Here is a 21,089-nt window from a genome sequence, read left to right on the forward strand (position 1 = left end):
CTTATGTTTTCTGACGGTCAGATTGCTTTATTCGCTCCCTTGGTGGGCTTTCTTATTGTCTTTAGCTTCTCTCAGCAGCTGTCAGACAGGTGGGCGAACGTGCTGACCATTGTGCCCATGTTTCTCTCCTTATACGCAGGGGCTCATGTCTTTTATGACGCCTGTATTTTAGGTCAACTTTCTTCCCTCTATCTTGCGCCTTTTTTGCACCTTGGCTCTTTGGATGTGTCGTGGGCGCTTTATCTTGACCCTTTAAGTGGGTTGATGACGGGTGTGGTGACCTGTGTGTCTTTTTTGGTGCATGTCTATTCTGTGGGCTATATGCACGGTCAAGAAGGCGTGCCAAGATTTATGTCCTATTTAAGCTTTTTCACGTTTTGCATGCTGCTTTTGGTGATGTCTTCTAACCTTGTGCAGCTTTTTATTGGATGGGAAGGCGTGGGGCTTGCCTCTTATCTTTTGGTGGGCTTTTACTATAAAAAAGAGTCAGCCAATGTGGCGGCCATCAAGTCTTTTCTTGTCAATCGTGTGGGGGATGCCGGCTATATTCTGGGCATGTGCTTTGTGTTCTCGGCATTTGGCTCTCTTAATTTTTCTGACATTTTTTCTCACGTCTCTGGCCATGCTGCCGATATCGTGAACATACCATGGATAGGCGCGATGCCTTTGATGAGTGTTGTCTCCCTGTTATTTTTTATTGGGGCCATGGGTAAATCCGCGCAGCTGGGGCTTCATGTATGGTTGCCTGATGCCATGGAAGGTCCAACGCCTGTTTCAGCGCTTATTCATGCGGCCACCATGGTGACAGCAGGCGTATTTTTGATGACGCGTCTTGGGTGTGTTCTTGAATATGCGCCTCACGTGCAAACCTTCATCATGATTGTGGGTGCGTTGACAGCGTTGGTGGCAGCCACCATTGCTTGTGTGCAGCAAGATATTAAAAAATCGATTGCCTATTCCACGTGTAGCCAGCTTGGGTATATGTTTATGGCTGTGAGTTGTGGTGCCTATGGTGCGGCAATGTTCCATCTCACCACCCATGCCTTTTTTAAGGCGCTTCTTTTTCTGGGGGCGGGGTCTGTGATTCACATTTTTTCAGGTGTACAAGATATGCGTGAGATGGGCGGGGTCTGGCGCCTTGTACCTTGGACCTATGGGTTTATGTGGATTGGCAGTCTTGCGTTAGCAGGGATTCCTTTTTTGGCAGGCTTTTATTCCAAAGATGCCATTCTCTCTTTTTTGTGGGGATCATCGATGCCTTACAGTGATTTTGCGTGGAGTGTGGGCGTGTTTGTGGCGTTTTTGACGGCTTTTTATAGCTGGCGCCTGTTGCTTAAAGTGTTTCATGGGAGGCTCCGTGCTTCTTCGATGGTGATTGCCCGTGTGCATGAGTCGCCTTGGATCATGCGTGCGCCTTTGGTTGTGTTATCCATAGGTGCCCTTTTTGCAGGCAAGGTTGGTTTTGAAGCTTTTGTGGGTGAGCATACAATGTGGCATTATGCGATCTTAGAAACCCAGCATTTAAAGCATCTGGCCTTGAGTGTTGAAGCTTTGCCCACCATCGCCAGTTTGTTGGGTGTGGGATTGGCGTTATGTGCGTATCGATTCTATCCTTACATGACAGATATATTGTGCCGTTACTTTGCCTGGATTTATCAGCTGTGGATGCGCAAGTGGTATTTTGACGATATGTATGATCTTTTGTTGGTGAGGCCTTCCTTTCGAATTTCGCAATTTTTTTGGCGTATATTAGATGTAAATGTGCTGAGCGTGATGTGTATTCAAAACCTGGCACGTTTTGTGGATTGGTGTGGGGGGCGTCTTGCCTCTTATCACACGGGGTATATACAAAGCTATGTGTTGGGTATGTTGCTGGGGCTTATCTGCCTGTTATTTTGGTTGCTGCACTACTATCTCTGATATGAAAAGGATGACTGAGCTTTGACGTTTGACTCTTACCTCTCTTTTCTCCTTCTGATTCCCCTGGTGGGAGCTGGGGTGATCCTAACCATCGCGGGTGGTGGTGTCGCCAAGCACGGACGCAATGTGCGTCATGTGGCGTTGTGGACCAGTGTGTCAGAGTTTTTGCTCACCCTTTACCTGGCGATAAATTTTGAAGGGTGGCGTCCAGGTGTGCAGATGGTGGAAAAAAGTGCCAGCACCTTTTTTGGCATTCGTTACCATCTGGGCATCGATGGCATTTCTCTTGTGTTTGTGCTGTTAACAGCTTTTCTGGTGATGGTCACTATTTTTGTGAGTTGTCGCGGGACACAGCAGAGCCTTAAGGCTTATATGATTTCTTTTCTCCTGATGGAGAGCTTGATGGTGGGGGCTTTTGTGGCCCAAGATGTTTTTTTGTTCTTTATTTTTTTTGAAGCGCTCTTGATTCCCATGTTTTTTGTCATTGGGTTTTGGGGAGGGGAAAAGCGTCTTTATGCCACCTTTGTCTTTTTTCTCTACACTTTCTTTGGCTCTCTCGCGCTTTTTGTAGCCCTTGTATACATCTATCAAACGATCGGGAGTTTTTCGGTGCAAAGCATTGTCGCCTATCCTTTCACGTTGAAAGAGCAAATCTGGCTGTTCTGGGGATTCTTTTTGGCTTTTGCCATCAAAGTGCCCATGCTGCCTGTTCATACATGGTTGCCTGATACCTATGTGGAAGCTCCGTTGGGTGGCAGCGTGATTTTGGCAGGCATTTTGTCCACGTTGGGCGGTTATGGTCTGTTACGTTTTGTAATTTCCTTTTTTCCAGAAGCGAGCCTGCTGTTTCAACCTCTTGTCTTTTTCTTAAGTGCGCTGGCTGTGGTCTATGCTTCGTTTGTGGCGTTTGCCCAGTCGGATGCCAAGAGATTGGTGGCCTATTCCTCTGTGGCGCATATGGGCATTGTGACGTTGGGCATCTTTTCTTTAGGGTTTGCAGGTGTTCAAGGAGCGGTCTTTCAGATGGTCAGCCATGCGATTTTGAGCGCAGCGCTCTTCATCCTTGTGGGGTTTTTGAAGGACCGTTTCCACACCTATGACATGCAGGCCTTTGGTGGACTCGCCCGTTCTATGCCTGTATTTTCAACGATGTTTATGATTGCGGTGCTGGGGGCTGTTGGATTGCCTGGCACCATAGGGTTTGTGGGCGAATTGCTTGTCTTCTTGGAAAGTGTGCGTATCTCCCCTTGGCTTGGTGGTATGGCTGTTACGGGTGTCGTGTTTTCGGCTATGTATTTTCTGGTGCTCTATAAAAACATTTTTCTGGGAGAAGCCTCTCAAGAGGTGGTGCAGGCAGATCTGACCACCAGAGAAGTGGGGGCTATTTTGCCCATGATTCTATGCGTTCTTGCGTTAGGCATTTTTCCCTATGCGTTGATCAAGGTTACATCACCTTCTGTTCACATTCTTCTTAACACATCCAAGGCGCCGGCCAGTCTTGCCAAATTGCGTATGCCTTCCCATAAGCCTTCTTTTTTTCTCAAGCGTCTCATGCTGAAGGGAGATAAACAGTAATGTGTTCATTCCGCGACTTGCTGCCCATTTTGCCGGAACTTGTGCTGTGTGAAAGTACGTTTATCCTTTGTTTTTGGCACTTGGTGTTATCGCCCAAAGACATGACAGTGAAGCCGGGTTATATACGGTATAGTTTTTTGACGTTTCTGTGTGTTTTGGGTGTGCTTGTGGCCACACACACGGAAGGCCTTTTCTTTTTTAACACCCTGATTGCTGACAGCATGGGATTTTTATTCAAAAGTCTCCTTGTGTGCGTGGTGGCGTCTATTTTCTTGTTGGCGTTATTTCTGAAAGAGTTACGGGGGCTATTTTCTTTCGAAAAGTTGTTGCTCTTTCATTTTTCGTGTTTGGGTGGATTGTTTGTTTTTTCATCCTACGATTTTATCACGCTTTTTGTAGCACTCGAGCTTCATGTGCTTCCCCTTTATTTGTTGATTATTTCAAAAAAGCGTCATGCGCTGACGCTTGAAAGCAGTCTTAAATATTTTATTTTAGGCGGCTTTTCTTCCTGCCTCTTTTTGATGGGAGTTAGCTTCATTTATGGCGCCAGCGGTACAACACAGTTTGTGATTCTCAGTCAATGGCTTGAGGGGCAGGCTTTGTTTTGGCATGTGCTCCCTTTTGAGGCACCCTACCTGTGCTTGGGTCTGGTCTTTATGTTTGCATCACTAGGATTCAAGCTGTCTTTAGTGCCGTTTCATTTTTGGACGCCTGATGTTTATGAGGGTGCTGAAACAGGCATGACGCTTTTTTTGTCAACAGCTGTGAAGATTGTGGCGTTGGGGATGACAGCGCGCCTGCTTTGTGAGGTTTTTGGGCCTATACAAGGGTTGATGAAGCCGGCATTGACGGTGATGGCCCTTTTATCCATGTTATGGGGGAGTTTGGGCGCATTGCGGCAAACAAGCATCAAGCGCATGCTGGCCTACAGCACGATCGCACACATGGGGTATATTGCCAGTGCCTTTGTCGTGGGGGGTCAGCTGGGTGTGCATGTGGTTTTTTTATATGTATCTCTTTATGCGCTGACCACGGTTCCGCTTTTTGCGTGCCTTTTGCTCAGGGAAGGTTATTTTCCTCAATCGTGCGTGACCCTCAATGACTTGAGAGGCTTTCGGCAGTCCTCTCCTGCGTTAGCCATGGTGCTGGCTGCGCTGTTTTTATTTTTAGCCGGGCTTCCCCCTTTCCCGCTGTTTTTTGGTAAATTTTCTGTTGTGCTGGTGCTGGTGGAAAGCAGGTTGTGGGTTCTTGTGGTTGCTTTGGCCCTGAGTTCTCTGATAGGGTGCTACTACTATCTTCGGGTAATCAAATTCATGTTTTTTGATGAACCAAAAACCATGAAAAAAGTAGGGCATGGATGATTCTTTTGAGGCAGGGGTAAGCCTTCCTGCGGGTTATGTGTTGCATGCGCATGCGTGCTTGCCAAGCACGATTGATGAAGCCAGCCGTCTGGCTCAAGAGGGCGCGCCTTCAGGCACGCTTGTGTTGGCCAAAGAGCAAACGGCGGGGCGAGGACGCCGCGGCAATCCTTGGTCATCTTATGCTGGTAATCTTCACCTTTCCTGCGTGTTGCGTCCTAGATTATCTCTTTCCCAGATGTCTTGTCTCAGTTTTGTGGCTTCTGTGGCCGCGGGGCACGCAATTTTGCCTTTTTTGGGCAATCCAAGCTTGTTGCAGTATAAGTGGCCTAATGACATCTTGATCGATGGATTTAAGGTGGGGGGATGTGTGGTGGATGTGGGGCCAAGTCTGGCGTCTGAAGACAAGCCATCGTGGGTGGTATTAAGTGTGGGGGTGAACCTGTGTAAGGCGCCTCACGGAATGGATTATCCTGTGTCTTGTTTGAAAGACCTGGGGCTTCTTGTGGATGGAGAGGCGATTCTTTCTTTTTTTTGTACCGAATTACAGCCATTGCTGAAATCTGTGGAAGACCAAGGCTTTGAGACGGTGCGGGCTATGTGGATGGGGCGTGCCTGGGGCATGGGTGAGACCCTATCCATCGACGTCGGTGACGGCCTTGTTTATCAAGGTGTGGCCGAAGGCATCACAGCAGAGGGGGCCTTATTGTTAAAAAAATATTCTGGTGAAAAAGTGACGATTCCTACGGGTCACGTGATGCGGGTGCCTGATAAAATCGATGCTGGAAATTGAGTTAATGAATTATAAGTTTTTTTATAGCATGAAAGAAAGAGGGAGTTGATCAGATATGGGTGATGAGAAAAAAACTGAAAATCAACATCTTATTTCTTCTGTAACGTCAGATCGTTTTTGCAGGCGGGCAGCTGCGCTGCGTGCCAATCTTATGAGGCGCAAGCAGCATCAGAAAGAACGTGAACAAGGATGTATCGATTTGAAGACATAACGTGTCAATAGGTGGTGGGTTCAAAGCTAATATAAAAAAAGATGAGGAGAGGCATGGATGCGCGTTTTAATTGTTGAAGATGATTCAGGGGTGGTGCAAGCTTTAGAGGCGATGCTCAGGGCAGAAGGGTGCGTTGTGGATTCCACAAGCATTGGTGAAGACGGCTTTGATATTGCCAAAATCTATGACTATGACATCATTATTTTAGACCTCATGCTGCCTGACATGGATGGTTATGATGTTTTGCAACGTCTTCGTTCCTGCCGCGTAACCACGCCTGTGCTTATTCTTTCAGGCCTTCAAAAAAGTGAAGATATTATCAAAGGCCTTGGCATTGGTGCTGACGATTACTTAACAAAACCCTTCAATAAAGAAGAACTTTTGGCCCGTGTGCGGGCTGTGACGCGTCGCTCTAAAGGGCATGCCGAATCTAAAGTCTCTGTGGGCCGTCTGAGTGTCGATTTGCAATCACGCCAGGCAGAAGTGGATGGCAAGCCGTTGAGCTTGACGTGTAAAGAATATTCGATTTTAGAATTGTTGGTGATGCGAAAAGGGTCCACCTTAAGCAAAGAAGTGTTTTTGAATCACCTTTATGGCGGTATGGATGAGCCTGAACTCAAAATTATTGACGTCTTTGTGTGCAAGTTGAGAAAAAAACTGACCCAAGCCTTGGGCAGTGACGACACGTACATAGAAACCGTGTGGGGACGAGGATACGTGCTGAGGCTTATGAATGATGAGGACGCCTCACGCCCTGCGGTAACGTTGCCAGAGGTATCTTAAGGCAAGAACATAAAGCTGTTTGACTCGTGGTGATGGATATAATCTCCATGATCTTAGCTATTGGACTACATCATGTTTTTGCCTGAGCAGTCAGGGCCGCGAGGATCATGTGCCTGTGTCTTTTGCAGGGGGCCTGAGGGAGAGCAACCCGGGTTGAGCTTCCATAAAGCATGCGATCGTTTCACGCGCTTTCATTGACGTGTTTGCGGTGAGCTACGTAGACCAGCTCTGTACGTTCTTTCAAGGTCTCACAGGTCTATGATCAGCCACCCACATCCTTCACGTAAGTTTTTCTGGTGGCCTTTCTCTTGGTCAATCTGCCTCTCAAGGTTCCCAGGCATAGCTGATGGCTTCTTCATTTATGCTCCCTTCATTGGCATGTTTTTTTGAGGGATCTCAGGACGGGACTTGAGCCCTTTGGCATTATTGCTAGATCAAATGGGTTCTTGCCAAGCGGTGCAAGACCTTTTGTTGTGGTTTTTTTAACAGGCTATGGCGCACAAGACACAACATCGTGTGGTCAACATCGCGTTCGACCATCGTGCCGATGTACCTGCGCCCCCTCGTTTATGCCCAAGCTCTATCGATCCAAGAGTCGCTTCCACCATGCAGCTTTTTCCCCACCAGCCTCTGGCGTGCTCTCCTTGTGAGGGGGAGCGATTTGGGCTTTTTGCATCGTCGTATCGTCTGACGCACTGAGCTCTTCCTCGTGGCTTGAAGAGGGTGTTTTGACCTTTAAGGTGGCGCGGCCTTTGGGTCTTGATTTAACGCGAAAACGTTGAGAGGAGGATACCACTTTAAGACGCGTGTCACGCGTGGTTTTGTGCATCGTGTTTTCTTCTTCTTTCCCATCTTGAGGGGTGATGTCTTCAGGGGCATCTTTTTTGGGTTGTTTACGGCGATATGAACCCCTTTTTGCACGAGGATTGTCAGATTCTGACGCGTTGTGCTCAGTTTCTTGACGCAGACCGCTCTTTTTTTGGGGCGTATTGTCATGCGCATCAGATTCGGTGTTCAGCTCGTTTTTCTTGTCCTTGCCTACGGCCGCCGGTTGCCCCTTCTTTTTCTGTGAAGACGGGGAAGCTTTTGTTTGCTGAGAAGGGGTGCCTGCTTTTTTCCCAGATGCTGCTCTTTTCGATGCTGCTTTCTTAGTGGGATTTTGAGGTTCAATGCGGAAAGATGAAGGCGCCAGCATGATATCCTCTTCAAAGAAGATGCGATGGCCGGTATTTTTTTCTAAAGCTTCAATGCGATCTCTTTTTTTATTAAAGAGGTAGAAAGCCACAGAAGCCGCCACAAAAACATACGCGTCACCCTGTGTTTGGTCGATCACCTGCTCAAGCTCACGCAGGATGCGCAGTGCCAGAGATTCGGTAGAAGGGACAGAGCCCGTGCCCTGGCACACGGTGCACATCTGGTTGATGCTTTCTGTCAAGCTGGGTTTCAGACGTTGACGTGACATCTCTAATAGGCCAAAGGGACTGATGGTGCCCACTTCTGTGCGTGCACGGTCCAGCTTTAACGCATTTTCGAGGCATTGTTCCACCTGTGCTTTGTGTTTACCTTGGTCCATATCAATAAAGTCAATAACCACCAGCCCACCAATGTCTCGCAGGCGAATCTGCCTGGCAATTTCTTGCGCGGCTTCAAGGTTGGTCTTGAGTGCTGTTTCCTCAATGTGACGTTCGCCGGTAGATTTGCCAGAGTTCACATCAATTGAGGTGAGCGCCTCTGTGGTGCCAAAAACAAGGTATCCTCCTGAAGGCAATTGGAAGGTGGGTGTGTGAATATCGGCAATATGCTCTTCAACCCCATAATATTGAAATAAGGGAGCACTTTCTTTGTGGAGACGAATTTTTTTCACATGGCTGGGCGTCAATTTTCCCATGATCTTTTTGGCGTGTCGATAGCCATTTTCACCCTCCACCAGCACCTCGTCAATGTCGCGTGAATAGGTGTCACGCAGGGTTTTCTGAATCAGATCGCCTTCTTGATAAATAAGGGCAGGAGCCGTAGATTCAACGGTCTGACTTTTGATGTCTTCCCACATCTTTTTGAGATAGTCATAGTCACGTTTGATTTCAATTTTTTTTCTGTCGATGCCTGCCGTGCGCAAGATCAATCCTGTACCTTCCTGTACCTCCAGTTCGTCCATAATGCCGCGTAGGCGTTTTCTTACGCTGCTATCCGTAATTTTTTTAGAAATGCCGCCACCTTTGGCTGTGTTGGGCATGAGCACACAATAGCGGCCCGGGAAAGAAAGATAGGTCGTCAACGCAGCACCTTTATTGCCACGTTCGTCTTTCACCACCTGAACGAGCAAGAGCTGTCTTTTCTGAATCACCTCTTGTATTTTATATTTTTTAGATGATTCCCGTGATGAAGAACGTTTCTCACTGTCCTCTTTTTTCTGGGCGGGAGCCAACGAGGCCACAAGGGCCTTTTGGTCTTCTACAGGAATACGGAAGTAATCGGGGTGAATTTCGTTAAAGGCCAAAAAGCCATCTTTTCCCGAACCAAAATCTACGAACGCTGCTTGTAAGGAAGGCTCAACCCGTGAAACGCGGGCAAGGCACACATCCCCCTTAGCCGAGCGTTTGGCGGAAGATTCATAGTCAAATTCTTCGAGCGCATCACCGGAAACCACAGCCACCCTGCATGCTTCATCATGGGAGGCATCGATTAAGATCCTTTTTAATGTTGTTTTTGTCATACCAAATTGAAATCCCAAAAAGATTCACAAGACCTATCTGCGATGTCTACGTGCTGTTTACCTGTGCAAGAGGGCCCTGGAAAGAATGTAAAAAAATCAAAGAGAAAGACCCCGATAGCCGAGATCGAACTACGTGGGAATTATAGTGGCTGATATCCCGCGGCACAAGAGAAAAAAACGTTCTCTCGAAAAGAGAGCCCCTTTTCAAAGGAGAAATCAATTCTGCTCAGGCTCATTTGGCGTGTATAATTGGATGGGCTCAAGGGGAGAAATGGTGGAAATAGCACTCTTATAGATCAGCTGAACAGAGGCCTGATTTTTGAGCGTTAGCGAAAAAGAGTCAAAGCCGGTAATAATACCTTGTAACTTGACGCCGTTAATAAGAAATAAAGCTGTTTGAGCCTTTTCTTTTCTGAGCACATTAAGAAAATGATCTTGTAAGGACTTTTTATCTGTCATTTTTTATCTCTTTTAATTATTTTTTTTATTATAAAAATAAAGCTATTTTTTGCAACATCTGTGAAGAAAATTATATGAATATTTCTTTAATTGCAAAAAAAAGTTATTTTTTTTGATTATCTAAAAGATATTCTATTATTTTTGTCAGAAAAAAGCAATCCTTGGCATTAAAGATTTCAGATGATAAAGAAAGAGGCCGGTGAACAGAAACAGGCATACACCTCGCACGGTGCGCGCATAACATATCTACTTCTGAATCTCCCACAAACCAAACGTGATGCCCCGGATCATGGATGCTGTTTTCAAGAGCTTTGAATAGGGGAACCGGAGAGGGCTTGTCTTCAGGCGTATCTTGTGAGCCGACAACGCTTTCGAACAAAGAGGACCATCGAAAGGCCGCTACTTCTTTGCGCAATAAATCTCCCTTTTTGTTGCTGACAACGGCTGTATAGATGTTGTTTTTTTTGAGCATCGTTAAGAGGGCTTCAGCGCCTGCAAAAGGTTGGGGATGGTGGAGTTGTGTGAGGTGTTTTTCAAAAATGCGCTGTGCTTGGGCACTTTGCGTGCCAAACAGCTTGGGAAAGATAACGCTTACAGATTGGCCTTGAGCTGCCAGAAGCTCGTGCCGCGTGATGGCTTCATGCCCAAAATGAACAAGTGTTTTGTTAAATGCCTGTAAAAGAAGAGAATAAGAGTCAGCCAGTGTGTTATCCCAGTCAAAGATCACAGCCTGCGGTGGTGGCGGAAATGTGTGGGGCAAAAAAGCGTCAGACACAGCCCATCTTTACGAAAAGCGGAAAGAATCGTTTCGTCTGCCACTGTATCTTTTTTTTCGATCGATCGATACGCCCCAAAGCATTTTTTTCAAGCGCTGATCCGGTAAGATCATGGCAAAGGACAAGTCGGAACGCTCTGCCATAAGAACATCTGATGGCGTGCATTTTTTCAGTAAGGCAGAGAGCGTTTGTCTCTGATTGTCCCTCAAGGCCTTTCATGTTATGGTGAGCTCGCCAAACGTGTTAGCATGGTGGGTTGAAGAAGGGACGAAAGAGCATATTAAGTGCTCATCGGTGTGTTGTTCCAGTCAAAAATGAACAGTGTGCGGATGAGGTAACAGATCATGGGTGCTGCCCTCTGTTTTCCTGCACTGTGTTCTTTCATGATCATGCCAGAGCCGTTGTGGGGTATATCTTTTTCTGTAGGCTAGGGTTGGGCATGCATTCATTTTTTCTCAGTGTCACAAAAAATCTGATTTCTTTGGGCGCTCTCGATCAAGCCACGAAACAGTTGGTGACCAAGCATGTGCGCGTGGAAGGGTCGGTTACCTTAAGCCGTCTTTTGGCCCTTTCCATTCAGCGTTTTTGGCAAGAGCAGGGTTTGTGCCTTCAAGATTTTTCTCATATGGCGTGGGTGGCGCCCCGGCATCAGTTGAGCGTTTACCGGCTTGCTTACGCATGTGTGGAAGGGCTGAAAACAGTGCATCCCACGCTTTGTGTTACAGAACCTTCGTTTTTTGACCTTGTGTGCCGTGGGGTTCAAGCCGCGCCTGAAAAGACGGTGTGTGTCACCCCTTTTGGCCAAGCGTTTTATGCCTATTGGCAGTCAGGAGAGCATCGAGAAGAGCAAAAAATTAACCAAGAAGACCTTAGAACATGGGCAAAAGGACTGTTGGGCAAAGAATATGTTTTTGTTGGGGCGTGTGACAAAGACGTGCTTTCTGTTTTAGGGGTTTTACCTTCATTTTTATCTGAAAAAGCTATTATTACCTTTTTAGAAAAAATAATGTCCTTTAAAGATAAAAAATAACGTTCACGATAATGTCCAAAAATGTCTTATCACCTTAAAAATAACTGATTTTATATCTTGAAAAGTTAGTTAAAGAAAGATAAGGTGCCCAAAAAGATTTTTATACAGGGTTTTAGTGTGCTTTATGGTTATTCAGGGGTTTGAAAATGCATTTAGATCATTTTTTATCTAAAAAAAACATTGAAGGGGCAGGATCCTCTCTTTTGAATGTGTTAAGTGATGTTGTGGCGGCTTATGTGTCGAACAACAGGGTGAATGTGTCTGAAATTCCTGAACTTATTCGTGAGGTCTATTTAACGCTTGTGTGTCTAGAAGATTGTCGCACAACCGCCATGGGCTCGGGCCTTGATCCGGCGGTGCCTGTGGCAGACTCTGTGACAGATGATTATATCATATGCTTAGAGGACGGTAAGCCACTGAAAATGCTGAAACGTCACTTGCGTGCTGTGTATAATCTGACACCAGAGCAGTATCGTATGCGCTGGGGGTTGCCGGAGGACTATCCTATGGTGGCGCCGAACTACGCAAAAAAGCGTAGCTCCCTTGCCAAAATGAATGGGTTAGGTCAATCGCCGACATCCGAACAACGCTCTGTCTCTTGTCTCTAAGATTTCTCTTTGCTTTTTGGCGACAACTAGGGGTTGTGTCTCTTCTTTTTTTTGCGTTATGCTTGTTGTGAACCCAGACTTTGGGGTGTAGCCAAGCGGTAAGGCAGCGGTTTTTGGTACCGCCATTCCCAGGTTCGAATCCTGGCACCCCAGCCATAAGATGAGCTGTTTTTTATTTGGGGTTCGCCTTAGCCTGCTTCGCTGCGTCAATAAGTTCTTGGGGAGAGAGCATACCTTCTTCCACGTGTGGCTGGTGGGAGCCTTGAATCAACACAAAGCTAGGTGTTGCTCGGATGTTAAATTCATCGGCCAGGCGCAGCGTGTGTCGAATGGCGTCACGAATATCTGTGGCCATCATCTCTTTTTCAAAGGTGCGCGTGGGGATCTTGAGGTGACGCGCGAGGGCGGTGATTTGCTTTGGGGTCAGCACCTTGTGGTTTTTTTGGCTCTTGGCATAAAGAGCTTTGCGCAAGGGGCCATGTTTTTTGTATTTGTGGGCCACCCAAAGCGCTCTGACCGCTGTGTAAGAATCACGTCCCCCTAAGGGAAAATCATGAATTACCAGTTTAAACGTGGGGTGCGTTTTGACGTATTGCGTATATAGGTCAAGGCTTTGGTGGCAAAAATGGCAGTAGGGGTCGGTGAAAATAAGAATGGTGAGGGGAGCCTTTTCTTTGCCCACAAAAGGTGGGGCCAGGCCTTTCTTTGAAAAAGATTCCACCGTTGAGGCAGTGACCTCTTTTTTGATCTTTTCTATTTCTTGGGCCCATCGTTCTTCTATAAGCCGCTTCATGCTGCTTTCACATTGTTTGAGGCAACTTTTGTAAAAGACCTCTGCATGTTTTTTAATCAAGATGGGTAAAATGCGGGCCACCTCTTTTTGGACAATGTGCTTTATTTCTTTCTGTTGCGCAGGAGAAAGCGGGTCTGCGTGCGCGACGCATGACACAAAGGACAGCCATACCAAAACGATCCACGCCATACCAAGGTTTGTTTGTCTTATTTTGATCATTTTGGTCTCAAGCCCGTAAAAGGTTGCTTAACGTGGCCGTGAAAAATGTGATCATCAACCTTAAGGTTAGGCAGAGCGCCTGTATGACCAGACCGTGGCAGGGGGCACATTGAAAAACACTGTGCCGATGCGTCGCTTTACCAATTTAAAGGTTTCAGCAGGAATGGAAGAGAAGGGGCTGTAGGTAAACTGATAAAAAAGCCCGGTGTCTCCCAAAAGAGAGAAGGAGGATGCAATAATGGCCTCGCGCGCCTGTGCAGGCAGACTCATCATAGGAATCCCTGAGACAACAGTGGCAATGTTATGACGCAATGCATCCGGCAGAATTTTATGCATCTTGCTGGCATCTGCGCACATGGTCTTGACCTGTGGAAAACGTTTTTGAAGATAGGAAAAAAGTTTAGGATCCAGCTCGACAGAAATAATTTGATCACAGGGAATGCCGGCCTCCAAAAGGGCCGATGTAAACGAACCTGTGCCCGCCCCAATTTCAAGCACATATTTTTTTTGACGAATGAGCGCACGATTCTCTTCAAGGACGCTCGAAGCCACAAAACGAGAAAGATTTTTCGAGCTGGGCAAAATGGCACCAAGGGTGAGAGGGTTTTTGATCCATCTTGCAAAAAAAAGTTGTTTCTCACCCCACACAGACGAGATACGCCTCATCACACATCAACTCTTTCTAGTAAATTTCACAGAACCTTAACAGGTTCGTGTGTGTCTTACAAGCGATCAATTTGTGGCCAATCCTTTTCTTTGGGGGTCTCGCAAGCTGTCTTGATTGCCTTTTCTTAAAAGTCCGTGCTGCTTGCTGGATGAATGGCAAGCTTCTTTACAAAGACGCTTTTTATCCCCATTATTGGCGTGTTGCCTCTCGCAGTCTTTTTCACACGCTTTCATTGTTGACATCGAGCGAGCCGTGCAAACGGTAGGCTGTAGGAGACACGCAAACAGAAATGCACCAGAAAAAAAAGAAATAATGGGCTTCATAACATCATCGTTTCTTACATCTTATACATTAACTATGGCTTTTTTGGATTAACAAACCCTTTATCTCCTCACGGTAAACAGTAACCTATGGATATGGTTGGCACATTTCCCTTGACCCGGCTAAGGCGCCTGCGCAAAGAGGCGTGGTGCCGCGATTTGGTGGCTGAAAGCCATGTCACCCTTGAGAATCTTGTGCAACCCTTGTTCGTGTGTGAGACGCCTTGCCATGACGGGATGCCGCCAGGGTTTTATACCGTCACCTGTGAAGAGATGTCCACGTTTGTTGAGACGCACATGCTTGCCTATGGCCTTTCAAAACTGGCGTTGTTCCCTGTGGTGGCTGTGGACAAAAAGGATGCTTCAGGCAGTGAGGCCTTTCGTCAAGACAACTTTTTTTTAAAGGCCATGGCTTCCTTAAAAAAACGGTTTCCTGAGATCACCTTGATTTTGGATGTGGCGCTCGATCCATTCACAGATCATGGTCACGACGGCGTGGTGGAGCAAGGAGATGTGGCCAATGACAAAACAGCCCACATGCTGGCCGCATTATCCTGTCTTTATGCTCAGGCAGGGGCGGATGTTGTGGCGCCCTCAGATATGATGGATGGGCGCGTGGGGATCATCCGTCAGGCGCTTGACCGTCAGGGCTATGAGGGCACAAAGATATTAAGTTATGCCGTGAAATATGCGTCTCATTTTTATGGTCCGTTTCGCCAGGTGATGAAGGGGCCATCCTCGAAAGATTTTTCAAAAGCATCTTATCAAATGGATGTGCGTAATGTGCATGAAGCCATAAGAGAAGCGGCTTTAGACATTCAAGAAGGGGCTGACTTTTTAATGATAAAGCCTGGCCTGTTATCTTTAGATATTTTGGCGCACCTGAAAAAGTCGACAGCGGTGCCCTTATTTGCGTATCATGTGTCAGGTGAGTATGTCATGTTGCGCACAGCAGCTGAAAAAGGCTTTATTGATTATGAACAAGGGTTGTGGGAGATTTTGTCTGTGTTAAGGCGCGCAGGGGCTTCTGGCATCGTGACTTATGGCGCCTCAGATGCCGCCCGTTTTATGCAGATGATGGCCGCTGGGTAAATGGTGGAGACAAAAGGGCGAGCAAGAGGCCTTGTGGGCAGCGTTCTTCTTATGTGCCTTATGTTGGCCAGCTGTGCATCGCCGCGCCGCACGCCCAGCCCGTCCAAAGCCACCAGTCGGCCCTATAAGATTAAGGGGCGCTGGTATTATCCCCAAAAGCATTATGAGCTGACAGAAACAGGCATGGCCTCTTATTATGGTCGCGGCCATGGTGCCCACGGGTTGCCCACCGCCACGGGTGAGCGTTTTTGCCGCTATCAAATGACTGCGGCCCACAAAACATTGCCCTTGCCGTGTGTGGCGCGTGTGACCAACCTGGAAAATGGTCGTCAGGTTGTCTTAAGGATCAATGATCGTGGCCCGTTTATTCGCAAGCGTATCCTTGATGTCAGTTCTGCAGCCGCCAAAGAGCTTGGTTTTTACCATCAAGGATTAGCACGTGTACGCTTGGAAACCTTGGTGGCTGAAAGTATGGCATTGCCTGAAAATCGACCGGGCGGCGTGAGAAAGCGAAAATCCAAGAGATGTGGGCGCCCTCGTCATCAGCGGTGTAAGGGTTATCCGGCCCGTAAACCGGCGCGCCGACGCAAGCCGCGACGCTCGCTTTTGCGCAAAACATCCCACAAGCCACGCCATATTTCAGACCTGCTTTCTTTTTAGATTTATTAACCCTTTCTGCGGATGCTGAGGCCAACATGCGCGCGAGATAGGCAGATGACAGGTCTTGACGTCATTGATATTGCCCGGTCGTCTCTTTGGGTGACCATTCAGGTGGCTTCGCCATTGCTGTTGGTGGCGTTGATTGTGGGTGTGAGCGTGTCGCTTTTTCAAGCGCTCACCCAGGTTCAGGAAATTACGCTGACGTTTATTCCCAAAATTTTAGGTATCTTTATTGCGCTTTTTTTCTTGCTTCCCCTTTATGGCGACATTTTCCACTCTTTTTCTGAAATGTTGTTTGACCGCATTGCCACCATCGCCGCTGACACCCCGTGAATTTTTCGCTATCCACCCTTATTCCTTACACGGAATCCTATTTTCTTGTTTTCAGCCGTCTTTTCTTTTTCTTTCTTTTCATGCCGGGGCTTGTCAGCGTGTTTGTGCCGGGCCGCATCCGGTTGTTAATGGCGCTGAGTGTCAGCTATGCTGCCGCGCCCATGGTGGGTCTATCACCGTCCTTTTCGTTGTTAACCTGCGTGAAAGAGAGTTTTTTTGGCTTTTTCCTGGCCACAGTTATCCGCATCTTGTTTGAAGGGGTCAGCATGGTGGGGGGGGTGTTAAGCCATCAGAGCTCTTTTGGCAACGCCATGGGAAGCGCCTTGACACAAGAAACAGAAGATCTCTTTTCATCCTTCTGCACGTTGTATTTTATCACTCTCTTTTTTGCCACAGAGCTTCATATCGTGTTGATCCGGGGCGTGATGAATAGTTATGATATTTTTCCCATCGGCAGCGAGTTTGTCTATGGTGATGTGTCCTCTTCTGTTGTGCATTATCTGGCCCAGGGGTTTGAGGCGGCCATTTCGCTGGCAGCCCCTTTTCTTATTTTTGGCGTGTTTTATCATATCTTGCTGGGCCTTTTGAACCGCATTGTGCCCATGCTGCCCGTCATTTTTATTGGCCACCCTATTTCGTTGTTTATTGTATTGACCATGCTCATGATTTGTATTTCGCGTTTTGCGGTGGTTTTTTCTGAGATTGTGTCCCGGTTTGCAGAAGGATTTTTTGCCTGATGGCTGACCCGCAAGACAAAGATGCTCACGGGCAGAGTGAATATCCCACACAAAGACGGCTTGAGAAAGCGCGCGAGCAAGGCAATGTTCCCCAATCTAAAGAGTTGTACCACGTGGCGCTGCTGGGCGCTTCGCTGTTGTTTTTTTATTGGCAGGGCCGCACCGTGTGTTATGGCCTTTTTTGCGCTCTTAAGGGATGGATTGTGCACGCAGGAACTCACCCTGCCGATGGCTATGCCTTGAGGCAAGCCTTGTCTCATCTTTTCCATACCGTATGGATGTATTTTTTGGGGTATGCGTTGGGGCTTGTGGCGGTCATTGCTTTGGTTGTGTTCTTTCAAAGCCGCTGGCGGATAAATCCAAAATTTTTGCACATCAGCTGGGAGAAAGTGTCGCCCCTCAAGGGAATCAAGCGTCTTTTTTCTCAAAACAATGTGGTTGATTTTTTGAAAAACCTGCTCAAGATCAGCGTCCTTTTTTTGATCATTTTTCTCAGCAACCGGGCGCTTATGCAAAAAGTGGGGGGGTTAAGCGGCATATGTGTGCGGGGCATTTTGGATGAAATCATGAAGATGGTAGAACACTTTGTGTTTTTGGCCCTAGGCGTTTTGTTGCTGCTGGCGCTTTCGGATTATGGCTATCAATGGTTTCGATGGATTCGCCAACTATTTATGTCTAAAAAAGACATTCAAGACGAGCAAAAAGAGGCTGAGAAAAGCACTTTGGTGGCCTCAAAACAGCGACAGGTGCGTAAAGAGATGCTGGCTATGCGACACGCCCGCGTGGCGGTGCCTGACGCAACAGTTGTGGTGATGAACCCCACACACTATGCTGTCGCGCTTAAATGGGTGCCGCATCAGATGATGGCGCCTGAAGTGATTGCGAAAGGGGCTGACCAAGTGGCGCTTTATATACGTAACCTGGCTGAAAAACACAGCATCCCTGTGGTGGAAAACCAAAGCCTGGCCCGCAGTTTGTTTAAAGAAACGGCCATCGGGCAAGCCATCAGCCCCCGTCATTATCGGGCCGTGGCCGAGGTCATTCACTATGTGATGACCCTCAAAGAAAACCTAAGGAAAAAGGGTTAGTCTCTCCTTAGGTCAACACAAAACAATCACCGCCATTAGCTAGCGCTGTCGTCAGACTCAGCTGCTTCTTCTGTCTTTTCTTTGTCAGCACAACCTTCGTCAGCCAAAAGAGGAGAAGCCATATTCACCGTGGCCAAACCAAGAAACAAGAGAGCCAATAAACGCATAATAAAATATCCTTTCACGATAATTTGGAGGCACCATAGAATATTTTTTTTCGTTTTTCAAGACGGTTGAGAATGTATTTGATATTATGTGCAAGAAATCTCGTTTTTTCCCGTGATGGGGTGAGGAAACACCGCAGGCTATGAATGATTGTGCGATGTCAAAAGAAGTGTTGATTCATCCAACGGCGATTGTGGCCCCAGGGGCCGTGCTTGGGGACGGTGTGCGCATAGGCCCTTACAGCGTGGTGGGTCCGCATGTGCGCCTGGGCGACGGGGTTGTGCTACATTCCCACGTGATTATTCATGGGCACACCACGTTGGGGGAGGCGTGTGAGGTGTTTCCTTTTGCGTCCCTCGGACATGCCCCGCAAGACAAAAAATATCAAGGTGAGCCTTCGGAGGTGCATATTGGTGCGCGCACCATCATGCGTGAGTATGTGACCATCCAGCCGGGCACCCAAGGGGGTGGCATGCGCACATCGGTGGGTGACGATTGCCTGCTGATGGCCTCGACGCATGTGGCGCATGATTGTCATGTGGGCCATCGCGTGATCATGGCTAACAACGCAACACTCGGGGGGCATGTCACCGTGGGTGATGATGTGGTGCTGGGTGGTTTATCTGCGATTCATCAGTTTGTGAGAATCGGCGCCTCGGCCATGATTGCAGGCATGACCGGCGTATCGCGGGATGTGATCCCCTATGGCATGGTGGGGCCACGCCATAACACCTTAAGCGGCCTCAATCTTGTGGGCCTGAGGCGCCTTCACAAAGCCACCGAAGAGATCCAGGGCCTGAGAATGGCCTATGCCCACCTTTTTGAGAACATGGATGGCACCCTCGACAGCCGCCTGGAAGACATGCCTCAGGAATTGGCCGCTAACCCGTTGGTGAAACAGGTGCACGCCTTTTTGAAGGCAAACACCAAACGATCTTTGTGCTTACCCGCAGAGGTGTGATGCCCCGCACCTTGATGTGAAGGGGCAAGGGCGCCTTGTTTGAGAGACGCGGCGCTCCTTAGCATGTAGGTTCTTACAGAACAGAGGCCTTTACAGAACAGAGGTCCTTACAGATCCTGAGCAAGCCCTTCAAACTCTTTCCAATGTTTGATCTCTGTGCCGTCACGAGGCTCAGTCGCCTGAAAGACTCCTTGTTCAGCCTTCACGCCTTGACCTGGTTGCCAATCTTTACCCAAGGCACAAAAACTCTGCCAAAAACCATTCACCCTCGTGATTTCCCTGTCCATGACCCTTTGAATCCATGTGAGGTTGAATTTTTCATTAGATATTTCAGAGGTGTCATAGGGCTCGGCCTCCATTTCCTTTTCCAGCTGCTTGCCGATGCTGTGCATATAAAGCATCTGAGACACACGCTGATGGTGGAAAAGGATGTGATTCAGATTGTGGTTCGCCCTTTTAAACGCACATGTCCCGATAGCCATCGCTGTGTTGATCTGTTCTGTTTTTGTTTGGGCAGACTGTATCACCTCTTTGAGGGTATTCGCTGTGTCTTTCAGTTCTTCCCACGGTTGCGTTTCTGTGATCAGATAGAGACAGTCAGGACCTTCATGCCCAAGATTGGCTAAGTCATTCTCATAGAGGGTTAACGCCTCCTCAAGCTGGCTTTGATCGAGGTGACTGATGATCTCATCTATGACCAATTCTTTTTGTTCCCAAAAAGACTGTGCCTCTTTGGTTGCCATGAGATAGCTTTCTGCTTCACCCTGATACAGAGATTCTTTTTCAGCATTCTGGCGCTTTTCATCTATGGCTCTTGCTAGGGTTTGCTTGTCTTCCCCTTGTGCTGCTGCCAGTTTTTTTTCATCCTCCTCTATTTCACTTTCCCATTTTTTAAAGTTTTTTTGACATCTTTCGATTATTTTGACCCAATTCGTTGTTTTCTCATTCAAGGTTTTTGTTATTCTTTCTTGTGTTTTTGACAATACACTTTTACATAATATGCCGAGCTTATCCTCCAGCTCAGAAAGAGTCGCAAGATCTTTATTTCTGATCTCCATGGTTTCCTCTAGAAGTTTTTCAGCCTCTTTTGCGGTGTCTTTGTGGGTTTTGAGGGAGGCAAGCTCTTGGAACACCTCGTCCTTACCTGTGGGGATGTTGACAGACAGGAGTCGATGACACAGGCTCCTGGCGCCTGTAAATGCTCCCCCCTCTGGCAGCACCCTTAAAATATCTGTGGTGCTTCTTTGAAACTGCTCAATAACTTCCCCCATGTGTTTTCTTAGCTCCTCATAAAACGCCAGACGTTCTTCAGGCATGAGGGAAGCCCCCATATCAGGAAAGACGTTGGCTGACAAGAAGGCGTCAGCTGCTTGCGCATGGTCTCCCTTCACAAAAGGCACAAGCAAGATCTTATGCTGAGACGGCAAGGCAAGAGGGGCTGCTTCAGGGTCATGTGCGCGATGAGGATATGTCCAAAGCGCTTCTGCACTTGGGTCCGGGAAAAGGTCTTTCACAGCCTGCTGCGTGATAACGCCATGCCTTAGATCCCAATAATACGCCAGCAAGTGCTCTTTAGAGGGGGTGAGCGGGGTGGCCTTGGGGGAAGGAGGTTGCTTGCTGCCCACAAAAAAGGCCAGGCGCCGCACCCAAGGGAACACAACAACGTGGTGAGTGTAAGATATGTTTTCATGAATGGACCTCTTGGCAAAAATTGTCATAAAGACATGATAGTCTTTTTTATATAAAAATCAATGGGATAAAAAATATCTCAATAAAGTTCCCTTCCTCTGCATGGTGAGGCCAAGAGGTGGGGTCAGCAAGGGTGCAT

The 21,089-nt window shown here is 47.6% G+C and carries 20 protein-coding genes and 1 tRNA gene; 14 read left to right on the forward strand and 7 right to left on the reverse strand.

What is annotated here, in order from left to right:
* Nucleotides 1-3 precede the first annotated feature (3 nt).
* The 5 genes from nuoL (at nucleotide 4) to ctrA (ending at nucleotide 6,640) form a co-directional block, all read left to right on the forward strand.
* Nucleotides 4-1,920 carry an NADH-quinone oxidoreductase subunit L gene (nuoL, locus tag IG82_RS0104500; RefSeq protein WP_031934379.1) on the forward strand — a complete coding sequence of 639 codons (1,917 nt, stop codon included), beginning with the start codon at nucleotides 4-6 and terminating at the stop codon, nucleotides 1,918-1,920.
* Nucleotides 1,921-1,941: 21 nt separating this feature from the next.
* The gene (locus IG82_RS0104505; protein ID WP_052545717.1) at nucleotides 1,942-3,495 is read left to right on the forward strand and encodes a complex I subunit 4 family protein; all 1,554 of its coding nucleotides are present in this window, start codon (nucleotides 1,942-1,944) and stop codon (nucleotides 3,493-3,495) included.
* Nucleotides 3,495-4,856, forward strand: a complete 1,362-nt coding sequence (locus IG82_RS0104510) for an NADH-quinone oxidoreductase subunit N (protein ID WP_082192074.1) — start codon at nucleotides 3,495-3,497, stop codon at nucleotides 4,854-4,856. The genes IG82_RS0104505 and IG82_RS0104510 overlap by 1 nt, the downstream gene beginning before the upstream one ends.
* Entirely contained in the window at nucleotides 4,849-5,646 is a 798-nt protein-coding gene (locus tag IG82_RS0104515; protein ID WP_031934382.1) for a biotin--[acetyl-CoA-carboxylase] ligase, read from the forward strand. Before IG82_RS0104510 ends, IG82_RS0104515 begins: the two co-directional genes overlap by 8 nt.
* Before the next feature lie 268 nt (nucleotides 5,647-5,914).
* Complete coding sequence (gene ctrA / locus IG82_RS0104525; RefSeq protein WP_031934383.1) at nucleotides 5,915-6,640, forward strand: response regulator transcription factor CtrA; 726 nt, start codon at nucleotides 5,915-5,917, stop codon at nucleotides 6,638-6,640.
* Between the two features lie 580 nt (nucleotides 6,641-7,220).
* Here ctrA and IG82_RS0104530 read toward each other — a convergent pair.
* From IG82_RS0104530 to IG82_RS0104540, 3 genes are all read right to left on the reverse strand, one after another.
* Nucleotides 7,221-9,293 (reverse strand): Rne/Rng family ribonuclease, encoded by a 2,073-nt coding sequence (locus IG82_RS0104530; protein ID WP_172642903.1) that lies wholly within the window; start codon nucleotides 9,291-9,293, stop codon nucleotides 7,221-7,223.
* Nucleotides 9,294-9,569: 276 nt separating this feature from the next.
* Nucleotides 9,570-9,812: an RNA chaperone Hfq gene (gene hfq, locus IG82_RS0104535; RefSeq protein ID WP_031934385.1), complete on the reverse strand. Its 243-nt coding sequence runs from the start codon at nucleotides 9,810-9,812 to the stop codon at nucleotides 9,570-9,572.
* A 103-nt stretch (nucleotides 9,813-9,915) separates the two neighbouring features.
* Nucleotides 9,916-10,587, reverse strand: a complete 672-nt coding sequence (locus IG82_RS0104540) for an HAD family hydrolase (RefSeq protein WP_052545719.1) — start codon at nucleotides 10,585-10,587, stop codon at nucleotides 9,916-9,918.
* Nucleotides 10,588-11,027: 440 nt separating this feature from the next.
* Between IG82_RS0104540 and IG82_RS0104550 the strand changes: the two genes are divergently transcribed.
* From IG82_RS0104550 to IG82_RS0104560, 3 genes are all read left to right on the forward strand, one after another.
* A complete protein-coding gene (locus IG82_RS0104550) occupies nucleotides 11,028-11,618 on the forward strand; it encodes a hypothetical protein (protein ID WP_156095382.1) in 591 nt (196 codons plus the stop codon).
* Nucleotides 11,619-11,764: 146 nt separating this feature from the next.
* Nucleotides 11,765-12,226 carry a Ros/MucR family transcriptional regulator gene (locus IG82_RS0104555; RefSeq protein WP_031934389.1) on the forward strand — a complete coding sequence of 154 codons (462 nt, stop codon included), beginning with the start codon at nucleotides 11,765-11,767 and terminating at the stop codon, nucleotides 12,224-12,226.
* Between the two features lie 81 nt (nucleotides 12,227-12,307).
* A tRNA-Gln gene (locus IG82_RS0104560) sits at nucleotides 12,308-12,382 on the forward strand.
* 16 nt (nucleotides 12,383-12,398) lie between these two features.
* Here IG82_RS0104560 and IG82_RS0104565 read toward each other — a convergent pair.
* Nucleotides 12,399-13,208 (reverse strand): DsbA family protein, encoded by an 810-nt coding sequence (locus IG82_RS0104565; RefSeq protein WP_172642904.1) that lies wholly within the window; start codon nucleotides 13,206-13,208, stop codon nucleotides 12,399-12,401.
* A gap of 96 nt (nucleotides 13,209-13,304) precedes the next feature.
* The gene (locus tag IG82_RS0104570) at nucleotides 13,305-13,904 is read right to left on the reverse strand and encodes a class I SAM-dependent methyltransferase (RefSeq protein ID WP_031934391.1); all 600 of its coding nucleotides are present in this window, start codon (nucleotides 13,902-13,904) and stop codon (nucleotides 13,305-13,307) included.
* Between the two features lie 411 nt (nucleotides 13,905-14,315).
* On the opposite strand from IG82_RS0104570, the gene hemB reads away from it, so the two are divergent.
* The 5 genes from hemB to IG82_RS0104600 are packed head-to-tail and all read left to right on the forward strand — an operon-like array spanning nucleotide 14,316 to nucleotide 18,135.
* Nucleotides 14,316-15,317, forward strand: a complete 1,002-nt coding sequence (hemB, locus tag IG82_RS0104580) for a porphobilinogen synthase (RefSeq protein WP_031934393.1) — start codon at nucleotides 14,316-14,318, stop codon at nucleotides 15,315-15,317.
* 33 nt (nucleotides 15,318-15,350) lie between these two features.
* The gene (locus tag IG82_RS0104585) at nucleotides 15,351-15,977 is read left to right on the forward strand and encodes a septal ring lytic transglycosylase RlpA family protein (RefSeq protein ID WP_245591061.1); all 627 of its coding nucleotides are present in this window, start codon (nucleotides 15,351-15,353) and stop codon (nucleotides 15,975-15,977) included.
* 21 nt (nucleotides 15,978-15,998) lie between these two features.
* Complete coding sequence (gene fliQ / locus IG82_RS0104590; RefSeq protein ID WP_216476154.1) at nucleotides 15,999-16,310, forward strand: flagellar biosynthesis protein FliQ; 312 nt, start codon at nucleotides 15,999-16,001, stop codon at nucleotides 16,308-16,310.
* Nucleotides 16,307-17,047: a flagellar biosynthetic protein FliR gene (locus IG82_RS0104595; RefSeq protein ID WP_031934396.1), complete on the forward strand. Its 741-nt coding sequence runs from the start codon at nucleotides 16,307-16,309 to the stop codon at nucleotides 17,045-17,047. The genes fliQ and IG82_RS0104595 overlap by 4 nt, the downstream gene beginning before the upstream one ends.
* Complete coding sequence (locus IG82_RS0104600; RefSeq protein WP_031934397.1) at nucleotides 17,047-18,135, forward strand: EscU/YscU/HrcU family type III secretion system export apparatus switch protein; 1,089 nt, start codon at nucleotides 17,047-17,049, stop codon at nucleotides 18,133-18,135. The genes IG82_RS0104595 and IG82_RS0104600 overlap by 1 nt, the downstream gene beginning before the upstream one ends.
* Before the next feature lie 35 nt (nucleotides 18,136-18,170).
* Here the strand turns inward: IG82_RS0104600 and IG82_RS07340 are convergent, their stop codons facing one another.
* Complete coding sequence (locus tag IG82_RS07340) at nucleotides 18,171-18,302, reverse strand: hypothetical protein (protein WP_281172866.1); 132 nt, start codon at nucleotides 18,300-18,302, stop codon at nucleotides 18,171-18,173.
* A gap of 140 nt (nucleotides 18,303-18,442) precedes the next feature.
* Here IG82_RS07340 and lpxA point away from each other — a divergent pair, with 140 nt between their 5' ends.
* Nucleotides 18,443-19,261, forward strand: a complete 819-nt coding sequence (gene lpxA, locus IG82_RS0104610; RefSeq protein WP_216476155.1) for an acyl-ACP--UDP-N-acetylglucosamine O-acyltransferase — start codon at nucleotides 18,443-18,445, stop codon at nucleotides 19,259-19,261.
* A 107-nt stretch (nucleotides 19,262-19,368) separates the two neighbouring features.
* On the opposite strand, the gene IG82_RS0104615 is transcribed toward lpxA, so the two are convergent.
* The gene (locus tag IG82_RS0104615; protein WP_031934399.1) at nucleotides 19,369-20,979 is read right to left on the reverse strand and encodes a coiled-coil domain-containing protein; all 1,611 of its coding nucleotides are present in this window, start codon (nucleotides 20,977-20,979) and stop codon (nucleotides 19,369-19,371) included.
* Nucleotides 20,980-21,089: the final 110 nt, after the last annotated feature.

Origin of the sequence: Candidatus Hepatobacter penaei (assembly GCF_000742475.1) — a bacterium.
In the GTDB taxonomy this organism is placed as follows: domain Bacteria; phylum Pseudomonadota; class Alphaproteobacteria; order Holosporales; family Hepatobacteraceae; genus Hepatobacter; species Hepatobacter penaei.